The sequence below is a fragment of the Aeromonas sp. R2-4 genome (genome assembly GCF_040908365.1).
GTDB lineage: Bacteria > Pseudomonadota > Gammaproteobacteria > Enterobacterales > Aeromonadaceae > Aeromonas > Aeromonas veronii.
This window is the reverse complement of the sequence record NZ_JBFODO010000034.1, coordinates 37,707-47,419: the sequence shown is the minus strand read 5'-3', so window position 1 is coordinate 47,419 and position 9,713 is coordinate 37,707. Positions and strand designations below refer to the sequence as shown.

The following is a 9,713-nucleotide window of genomic DNA, read 5'->3' as shown; positions in this document are numbered from 1 at the left end:
CCCGTGGAGGGGTTCCCGAGCGGCCAAAGGGATCAGACTGTAAATCTGACGGCTCTGCCTTCGAAGGTTCGAATCCTTCTCCCTCCACCATCATTCAAGAAAACCCGGCCTCGCGCCGGGTTTTCGCTTTCTGCCATTCCCCTCACACTTTTTCGGTCTTGTCAGATCTGACAGTTGCAATTGCATCCCATCTTGCTCATCGTGGCATCATCGACATCAGAGTGTTCATATCATGTTTGAAGTCTGGGACGAGCATGGTCACGCCACCGGTCTGACACTGCAGGCGCTCAAAGTCAGAATCAGCAACGACTATCAGGGTGATCTGATGGTGCGCTACAGCAACAAGCTGGGACTCCCCACGACCCTCTTTCTGACCATTCATCAGGGCGTTGCCTATCAACGCTTCAAAGCGGGTTCGCCAAGACTGGATTGGGAATGGCTGGCCACCGCAGGCAATGGTCACAGCCCCCGCAATTTTATGAGCGAACAGTTCCCCTTACTCCAGCTCTCCCTCGATAACTGAGTGCCCTTTCTCGCTCAATAACGTCAATTCATCGATGATTTGCTGTAATTGGGCACGAAAGCGTGTCAGCTCATCTGTACAAGCTGGCGATCCAAACTGACGGATTTTTTCTTCCAACCGCCATGCCTGTTCCGCCAATTCTGGCGCCATCATCATGCTGATGGTCCCCGCCTGACGATGCACCCAATTGGCCAATGCATTGTCATCAGGTGGCACCTGCGCCATCGACTGTTCAAGCTCCTGGCGAAAAAGCGGAAACATCTGCCGCAACTTTTCACCATGACCAAAAAATGCCTCCATGGCTGCAATATCAATCAAGGTTGGCGCGGGTAAGATCTGCCACTTCTGCAACATCTGGTGCAGAGCATCCAGCAGCACCGGTTTGCCCAACAGATCGTCCATGCCCGCGGCAAAACAGCGCTGAGCCTGCTCTGGCAACACATTGGCCGTCATGGCGATGATCAGTAGCCGCTCACCTTTCTCTGCAGCCCGTATCCTGCGGGTGAACTCATAACCATCCATCACCGGCATCTGACAGTCACAGAGCACCAGCTCATAGAGATGCTGCGCGACCATCTCGAGAGCCTGCTGGCCATGCTCTGCCACATCGCAGTTCATCCCCAGTTGCCTGAGCTGGCGTATCACCAGCGACTGATTGAGGGGATTATCCTCAACCAGCAATACCCGGCAGGGCTGCATGGGTGCGCTCTTTCGCATCGCTTTCGTTGCCGTCCCATAGCTCAAGCCAAGCTGGCGATAGCAAACTTCCCGCACCGCATGCCAGGTCATGGGATTGCTGTTGAGGGTGTAACCCTCCTCATCACAACGATAACCGAGGGGGGTTGCCAGCGGCAGCACCCGGATGACCCTGTTGCCCGCCAACTCATGGTCTGTGAAACGCAACTGAGCATCACCAGACTCCGACGTTCGTGTTACCCCCAAGGCGTCAAGATGCAACAGCAGGGTGTGGCACAGCTTATCGTCATGGAGATCGATATGGGCTTGCACGCCATTGAGACGGAGATCCGGCTCTCGCTGTGCCAACACTGGCAACGTGACCGTCAGGCTGATGAAAGTGCCTAGCCCAGGGGCACTCTCCAGCCGGATCTCGCCACCCATCAAGGTGGCCAGGGTCTGGCAGATACTCAGCCCCAAGCCGGTACCACCATAACTGCGGGTGGTGGAGCTCTCTGCCTGTTCAAAGGCATTGAAGATCCGGCCAAGCGCCTCCGAGCTCATACCGATGCCGCTGTCGCGCACGCCGAAGCACAGTTGCTGTTGCCCCTCCTCCTGTACCAGCAGTTGCACCGAGATCTCGATAAAGCCCCGCTCGGTGAACTTGATGGCATTGCTGACAAAGTTGAAGAGGATCTGGCGCAGACGCAGCGCATCACCGCTCACCCGGGCCGCAACACCTGCATCCGCCCAGAGATAGACGCGCAACCCCTTGCGATGAACTTCGCTCACCGTCATGGTCAGCACGTTGTCGAGCAGCTCCCGGACAAGAAACGGAGCCTCTTCGAGTTGCATCTTGCCCGCCTCCAGCTTGGCGAAGTCGAGCACGTTGTCGATCAGCGCATGCAATCCCTGGGCACCGCGGTTGATAACCTCCACCATCTGGCGCTGATCCTGGGTCAGCTCGGTAAAAGTTAGCTGTTCCGCCATACCGATAATGCCATTCATAGGCGTGCGAATTTCGTGGCTCATGGTGGCCAGAAACTCCCCTTTCTGGGTGGCGGCAGACTCCGCCTTGGCCTTGGCTCTAGCCAATGCAGCCTCAACCTGATGGCGACGGACTATCTCCTGACGCAGCCGCCAGTACGCCACCGACAGCACCAGAATAAAGAGCGTAATCGCCACCCCGGCGGGCAGCAGGGTACGCACCAGTTTCGCTCTGGGGATCCCTTCGCTGTAATTGAGCGCCAACCAGCTGTTGCGTATCTGGCGCTTCTCCTTGTCGCTCATGCTGGCAAGCACCCGGTTGACCAGGGGCAGCAAGGGGCTGTAAGGCTCACGTACCGCAACGGCCAACTCATCTTTGAAGGGGGTGGGCGCGGCAATATGAAGTCGGTCATCAAACTGCTCGGTGACAAGACGGGAAACCACCACCAGATTGCCGATATAGGCATCTCCCTCACCTGCTGCAACACGAGCGAGCCCCTCGTTGGCACTCTTGGTCGTGATCAGTTTCAGGTCAGGCACCAGTGTCCTTAGCTGGGGGATCAGCATACTGTCGGTCAACAACAACTTTTTACCGGCCAGATCAGAGAGATCCCCGATCGGAATACTACCGCGCGCCGTCACCAGCACCATCGGGAATGATGCAAAGGGCTCGCTGGCATGCCAACCCACCAACCGCTCAATGATGCGGGTGGGTAATACCGCCAGATCCACCTCGTGATGCAGCAGCAACTGCTGCAGATCGGGCCAGCTCTGCACTGGCACACGGCTGTATGCCAGCCCCAACTTCTCTTGCAGCACGTCCAGATAATCCGCCATCAAGCCGACCGGATTGCCCTCCTCATCGAGATGGGAGAAGGGCACCCAGCCGGGGATCAGCCCCAGCTTGAGCGGTGGCAGCATCGAGAGCCAGCCACGCTCATCAGGACGCAGTAAAAAATGACTGTGCCCCATAAAGTTGGGCTCCAGGCTCTCCCCCAACCAGCGTTTCTCCAGTTCACTGCGCGCCTCGACCGTCAGTGCCTGAATCGCCGTATCAAGCCGGATAGCAAGAGTGTGTTTCTGGCTGGCAATACCAAGGTGCAGGGTTTCCATCAACAAGGGAGACTGGGCAACCACCGCCAACGCCGGGTGACGCTCGATAAACAGATTGGCCACGTGTAGGTTGCCGATATAGGCATCTGCCCGCCCTTGTTCAACCGCCTGCAGTGCGCTGCTCGTATCGACAAAGAGCCGGGGTGTGACATTCGGATAATGCAGCTTGACCAACTTCTCGGTCAGAAAGCCTTTTTCAATAGCAATGCTGGCGGACTGCAACCGGCTCACATCCCGAAACAGGGGGCTGTCCTGGCGAACCACCACCACGGTCGGCGAAGTGTAGTAAGGTAGGCTATAGGTGACACACTGACGCACCTCAGAATTAAATGCATCGAGCAGGATATCCAGCTTGCCACGGCAGGCATCGGCATACATGGTTTTCCAGTCAGGGTAAACCTGCCAGGCAATCCGGTAGTCAAGCTTTTTGGCTATTTCCTCCATCAATTCAACACTGAATCCAGCGGCGACCTTGCCGTCCCACTGCTGGAATGGTCCCCATCCGCCAGCCAATATGCCCACTTCAATCGTTGGTACAGAATGTACCTCCGCCGAAAATACGGAAGGCGTCAAGGAAAAAACAGCGACAATAATTATGAATCGTTTGATTAATGACATAAGCGAACAATATATAGACATAACGATTCACATATATTTATAAAAAGATATATGCACCTGAAAAAATGGGGTGCGCACGGTAGTATAGAAATGTTAGCTTTGGTAGCCTGAATATTATTCACCGTTTTATAAGAGGCTCATCCATGTCCTTCAAGATTATTCTTGCCGATGACCACCCCTTGATTCTGACCGGGATCCGTAGCCTGATTGACCAGATAACACCCCATTGTGAAGTGATCGCCGAGGCATATCAGGTATCTGACTTGCTGAAATTATTGCAACAGCATCATTGTGATCTGTTGATCACTGATTTCAGCATGCCGGGAGATATCCGCTGTGATGGCCTGGTGATGATCCAGCAGTTGCGTCGGGATTATCCAAACCTGCCCATTATTGTGCTGACCCAGATCCAGAACAGCGCCATCTTGCAATCCCTTATTCAGGTTGGGGTCAACGGTCTGATACTGAAAAAATCGGTTATCAATGAACTGGCCGATGCCATTCGCCAGATATTGCTCGGTCATCGCTATATTGGTCCTGCGGTAAAAATACTGCTGGCCAATGCCGGAATCTCTGCTCAAGGCGAACCCCACACGCTTACACCAAAGGAGAGCGAAGTGGTGCGCCTACTTGCCAGCGGCATGTCCGTCACTCAGGTTGCCGACTATCTTCATCGCAGTGTCAAAACCATCAGCACCCAGAAAAAGAGCGCCATGATACGGCTGGGTATTAGCAGCGATAGCGCCCTCTTTGACTATGCCAAAAGCAGCGGACTCTATTAATCAATAGCCGCATCAAATATCAGGGTAACATCACCTTTAAAGGAGGCGCCAGGGTATTTCATCATCTCGGCGACCGTCCCACCCACAATCTGAAATCGAATCGTACTGGCAGCATTGATAACCGGACTTCCCTGTACATGAAGTACAAATCTGGTTTTATTTTTAGTCAACAGAAACATTTCATTTATGCTGTTAACATAGTGCGTTTTTAAAGGCACTGTTCGCCCCTTGCTATCTTTTAATGCGCACTCGCCACTAGTAGACCATTGATATTGGCAACGAAGTGAGACAGTAAATGGGGCACTAAACCATATTCGAAAAGGAACATCTTGCTGCAATATGCTTGGCTCTCGCTTTCCACTATGAATCCAATTACTCCACCCACCTGGTGGCAATAAGGTTACTTGGCTATGGCCATCGCTATCTCCTTTGGGAAAATCAACTTTCAATTGATGACGGACTGTCAGTGTAAATTTAAGTTCATGCTCTGTTCCCCCAGAATAGGTTGCATCACCCAGGTCAATATCCTTATTACGCCCCACCATTATTTTTAAACTACCAGTATACTTTCCGTTTGACATAGTCAATGGATTAGGTGCTTTGATACGAAAGCCATAATTCAGCCAATCGACAGAGTATGATGTTCCATCACCAAGTTGGCTATTGTGATAGCACTCAGACGCGCCATTTTGAGCTAAATCATTAATAGAATATAAAAAAAGTTGCCCAGTTACTACAGACCCGAACCACCCCCAAGTACTAAAGCTTTGATAGCAATCACCACCAATAGTATGCATGGGCCATCTATTATTATTGACAATTGGATACTCCATTTTTATTACCTTGGCACCTATATTGGTTGGAATAAATGCCAATTCATGGCGTTCTCCATTGTTGCTATTTGTCAACGTGACCTTTTTAGGCCCAGAAAGTCGATAGTAACTTAGGTAGTTCTGTTTACCCTTCGCCGAATTTATTGTTTTTCCTATCGACACAGGGAGTTTTACTATAACCGATGACTCTAGCGGCTTCAGGGGATCACAATAAGAAATCTCATTGCCGACATCGCACGGAGTGGTGTTGATAAAACGCCCACCACTCACTTCATAACTCTCCGGTTTATAGTCTGCCGTAATATCAATCACATCAGCCAAAGAAGAGTGACTGATAATCAGTAGAACTAATATTTTAATGCTTTTCATTTTTTACAGTAACACCAGGTGAACATATTAACTCTCCCAACATAATAATCTCCGATGCCTCCGTGCGACTCTGCACTCCTGACGAGTTGTTGCAACGGAGAATGCCATTATGTTCCACGCTAAATTGTGGCTGTCGTCGACTCGCCTCCAGCGCAAAGAAGCCATCGTTTTCGGTAAATGCCCGCCCTATGGGGTTGCTGACCATGGCACCACGCAGCGGCCTATTTTGCCCGTCGAGCAGGCGACCAATCACAGTGACGGTACTTATGGCGTTCACCTGGCCATAACCCACTCCGCCGCGGTTAAGGTGGTAGGGGAGCACCGTGGGCTTGATGGTGAGCGGTGCCCCTTCGTGGTCGGCCATCTCCAGTTGCAAGGCGCCACTTTGCAAGGCTGGCACCGAGACCAGATGGCGCCCAGGTCCAAGAGTTTGGACGCTACCCAAGTCGTCGCTAACCCGGATCCGTGCCGCCTCATCGTCGGCGTCGATATCGAGGATCATCGCAGCCTCATTGCCCATACCGCCCATCTCTCGAGAACCGAGCGCCAGCTCCCCCTCCCGCCCCAGTGCCACCAAGCTCTCCAGATTGATACCGCCAGTCACCTGTTCGTTATAAGAGGAGTGCTGGGCAAACAGGTCCCCCCCCAGCCAGGGCGATGCAAAACGGCCATAACCTGACAGGCCGGTACCATAACTGTCGTGGGTGCTACCGACGCTGACCTGACGAAGCGGCCCCCAGTCCACCTCCTGCTGATAATTGAGATAGGCGCTGCGCTGGGCACCGCCCGAGCGGGAAGTATTGCTGCCCAGCCCCAACGACAACTGGCGATCCTGTCCGCCCAGGTTGACGGTCAGACTGAACGTGCTGCCGCGATCCCGCTGCTGCGCCGTGCTCTCGCTGCCGGGGCGATCGAACAGGGTCACCCCCCAGGTCACCCAACGCCCCCACAGCCGATCGCTATAGTGCCATCCCACATCAGCGCCATTACCACTACCAGACTGATGAGAGAGATAGACCCCGAGGGATCCCCATTTTTCCAGCGATTTCTGCAGTGACAGACTGGACACCGCACTCGCCTCCCCTTGCTTGCGCAGATTGCGCGAATGGCTGGCCACCAGACTGCTGTTGCCATGCCAGTAGATCCCCTGCAAGTCGTAACCCCACCCCATGCCGACACTCTGGTTGAGGGAGGCAAAACCGTGGAGCTGACTGGTCGCCTCCCAATCAAGCGAGAGAGAGTGCTGGGCTCGTTTGTCCACATACTGGCTACCCGCCCCCGCTACCAGCGAGGGGAGCAGCAGATGGTTAACGGCAATACCACCACTGGCCCCTTCCAGATCACTATCTCCTTGCCGCACCAGCCAGCGGGTCTGGCGTCCGGCAAACAGGTTGAAGCGCCACGGCTCCTCCGGCGTCTGCCAGTTGGAGGGTTTGTAGATCATTTCGCGCCAACGGCGGGTCTCCTGACCATCCTCCAGCAACCGCAGTTCTACCTCGTAGATACCTCCGGGCAGCGATCGGGTATCAAGTGCCTGCAAACCCGATACGACCGGCTGGGACTGGATCAGGTTGCCATCACGATAGATCTCCACCATGCCCGGCCGGGCCGGTGCCACCTGGATCGGCGCCAGACTGGGGACCCCGCGCTCCCGGCGCAGCAGATCCGAGCTGCCCCACATCATCCCGAGCACTGTGGGGGTCGCGCCACTGTAGTAGTTGGGCTGACGCACCAACCCCTGCGCCGAGGGAAAGAAGAAGCCGAGACGATAAAAATTGGCCTCATGGAGCCGCTCGCCATAAAGCTGAGCCAGGCCGACTTCACTCGATTGCCCCTCCTGCCAGGTGGCATCCCCCTCCATAAAAGGGGTCCACGGTCCCCAGCTGCCCTCCAGCTGCAGGTTGTAGTGTCCATGGCGCTGAGTGCCCTGCACCAGGTTCAGCTGGTTCTGGATCAGCAACCCCTTGCTCTCTTGAGGCAGCGCCATAAAGCGCTGATCCCGCGCCCCCAGCTCCACCTGACCGGTCAGTACCGAGAGCTGGGACTCCTCCAGGCTGTATTGCAACCCCACTATGCCTTCGGGACAGGCACGGCCGCACTCGCCGAGTGGCAGATGGCTTCCCAACTTGCTCAACCAGCGTTCACGCGTACCCTCGTCAAACTCGCTCTCCTGTACATCCACCAGTGAAAGCAGCTGTACCGAGTTATCCCGCCCGAGCAGCACTTCCCCATCCCCCAGCAGGCGACCGTCGACAGTGACTCGCACCATCAGCGGGACGCCAAAAAAGTGCTCTTCAAACCCTTCCGGCAACTGCTGCGCCTGTTGCAACAGCAGTGCAGGTTTAGCCACCACCAGCGGAGCAGAGAGCAACAGCCCGAGCAAAAGAAGAAGAGAACGAACCATGAAGTACAACCTGAAAGCCTGAAATCTCAATTAAAGGGGGGCCTGATGGCCCCCACATCCCCAAGTCAGCCACCTTGAGCAGGCGGCGCCTCGGATTCAAACATCATGCTGACAATTCCCTGATAGTTGCCGGGCTTGTAGCCACCGCTTGGAGCCACGGCCGGAATGATCTCCAGTCCGACTTGTTTGCCGGTATTGGCATCGGCCTGAGTCAACAGCTCGGCGGATGTGGTGGTCAGTGCGACGCCTCCGACCTTGACCGTCAAACCGATGCTATCCTTGCCGCTAGCCATGGTGGCGGGATAGACCAGATAGCCCTTGATGGGGCCAAGAGTGCTCTTCATCTCCAGCTGCTTGGCCAAGGGATCCAACTTCTGGTTAAAAGGGTTGAAGGTCAGTTTCTGCGGGGTATTCATCCAGTCCCCGACCGGCTGCACATAAAACTTGTCCGTCGGGATCTGCGCCGTCACCGTTACCGTATGCTCGACCTTCTCGGCTGCCATCAGGGTACTGCTTGCCAACAACAGTGCGGGGGTGAACCATAACCTCTTCATAACCACTCCTTATTCTTTGATGATATTCATATGACATATCGATGTTCAGGCCTTGAACTCCTTGAATACCGATTGCTTTCCTTCTATCAGTTCAAAACGAACCGTACTGGTGGCATCTTGGCTGACCCGTTTTTTAACGCCGGGCAACAGATGCAGCTTCTCCGGTTGGCTGCATGACGTTTTGTCACACAACTCCAGATAATCGAGAATCACGGTGGTATTGCCCCGATTCTCCACATAGAGGGCACCGTTATCGCGGCCAATCCGGGTGTCATAATGGGTCTCTTTGGGTGCTACAAACAAAATGGTGCCATAACCGGTCATGATGCTGACACCGGCGCTAATTTGCTGCTGTGGTGGCAATTCGGTTATTTCATCATCCTGTGGTTTGACCGGTACAAAACGCACCCGAAAATAACGTTCGCGCTCCCTCTCACCCATATAAATAAAACGGGTAGCCTGGATTCCACCTGCAGGAATAATCAACCGAGATGGACTTGTCACCAGCTGGCGAACGCCCTCCTCCGGTAACTCCCGCTCCTTCGGCACGCCATCGGCACCATATATAATTTCGGCCAGCGTTATTTTGACAAAGGCCGTCTCATTACCAAGATTTCTAACCCGCTTGAGCAGCGTAGTTTTTTCTGCTGACATATAGTCATATAAGGTGCCAACGCTAATATCTGGAGATGCCAAGACATTGCTGCTGAATATAAGCAGCAACACAGCAAAAATCTTATTCATGAAATAATAATCACACTATGAAAATGATAGAGAGTAGTGCCTTCATTGCAGGCTCCGAAAGATATATGAGTTCAATATATGTGAGTTCCATATATGCAAATCGCCCAATGA

At 53.9% G+C, this 9,713-nt stretch carries 7 protein-coding genes and 1 tRNA gene; 3 read left to right on the top strand and 5 right to left on the bottom strand.

Translation table 11 applies throughout. The annotated features are described in order from the left end of the window. Positions 1-5 precede the first annotated feature (5 nt). Both AB5Z05_RS14160 and AB5Z05_RS14155 read left to right on the top strand, forming a co-directional pair. Positions 6-90 (top strand) — tRNA-Tyr (locus AB5Z05_RS14160). A 142-nt stretch (positions 91-232) separates the two neighbouring features. Next, complete coding sequence (locus AB5Z05_RS14155; RefSeq protein WP_124928801.1) at positions 233-523, top strand: hypothetical protein; 291 nt, start codon at positions 233-235, stop codon at positions 521-523. Here the strand turns inward: AB5Z05_RS14155 and AB5Z05_RS14150 are convergent. Next, positions 497-3,937, bottom strand: coding sequence for a transporter substrate-binding domain-containing protein (locus tag AB5Z05_RS14150; RefSeq protein ID WP_368151985.1), 3,441 nt, complete (start codon positions 3,935-3,937; stop codon positions 497-499). The two genes, AB5Z05_RS14155 and AB5Z05_RS14150, sit on opposite strands and share 27 nt — an antisense overlap. Positions 3,938-4,059: 122 nt before the next feature. Here AB5Z05_RS14150 and AB5Z05_RS14145 point away from each other — a divergent pair, with 122 nt between their 5' ends. Beyond that, complete coding sequence (locus tag AB5Z05_RS14145) at positions 4,060-4,698, top strand: response regulator (RefSeq protein ID WP_330125751.1); 639 nt, start codon at positions 4,060-4,062, stop codon at positions 4,696-4,698. Here AB5Z05_RS14145 and AB5Z05_RS14140 read toward each other — a convergent pair. The 4 genes from AB5Z05_RS14140 to AB5Z05_RS14125 form a co-directional block, all read right to left on the bottom strand. Further along, positions 4,695-5,900: a hypothetical protein gene (locus AB5Z05_RS14140; protein WP_368151983.1), complete on the bottom strand. Its 1,206-nt coding sequence runs from the start codon at positions 5,898-5,900 to the stop codon at positions 4,695-4,697. The two genes, AB5Z05_RS14145 and AB5Z05_RS14140, sit on opposite strands and share 4 nt — an antisense overlap. After that, on the bottom strand, positions 5,887-8,304 hold the full coding sequence (locus AB5Z05_RS14135) for a TcfC E-set like domain-containing protein (protein ID WP_368151981.1): 2,418 nt from the start codon (positions 8,302-8,304) through the stop codon (positions 5,887-5,889). The genes AB5Z05_RS14140 and AB5Z05_RS14135 overlap by 14 nt, the downstream gene beginning before the upstream one ends. Positions 8,305-8,369: 65 nt before the next feature. After that, positions 8,370-8,858 carry a CS1 type fimbrial major subunit gene (locus AB5Z05_RS14130; RefSeq protein WP_151285607.1) on the bottom strand — a complete coding sequence of 163 codons (489 nt, stop codon included), beginning with the start codon at positions 8,856-8,858 and terminating at the stop codon, positions 8,370-8,372. Between the two features lie 45 nt (positions 8,859-8,903). Further along, the gene (locus AB5Z05_RS14125) at positions 8,904-9,602 is read right to left on the bottom strand and encodes a hypothetical protein (protein ID WP_064340876.1); all 699 of its coding nucleotides are present in this window, start codon (positions 9,600-9,602) and stop codon (positions 8,904-8,906) included. Positions 9,603-9,713: the final 111 nt, after the last annotated feature.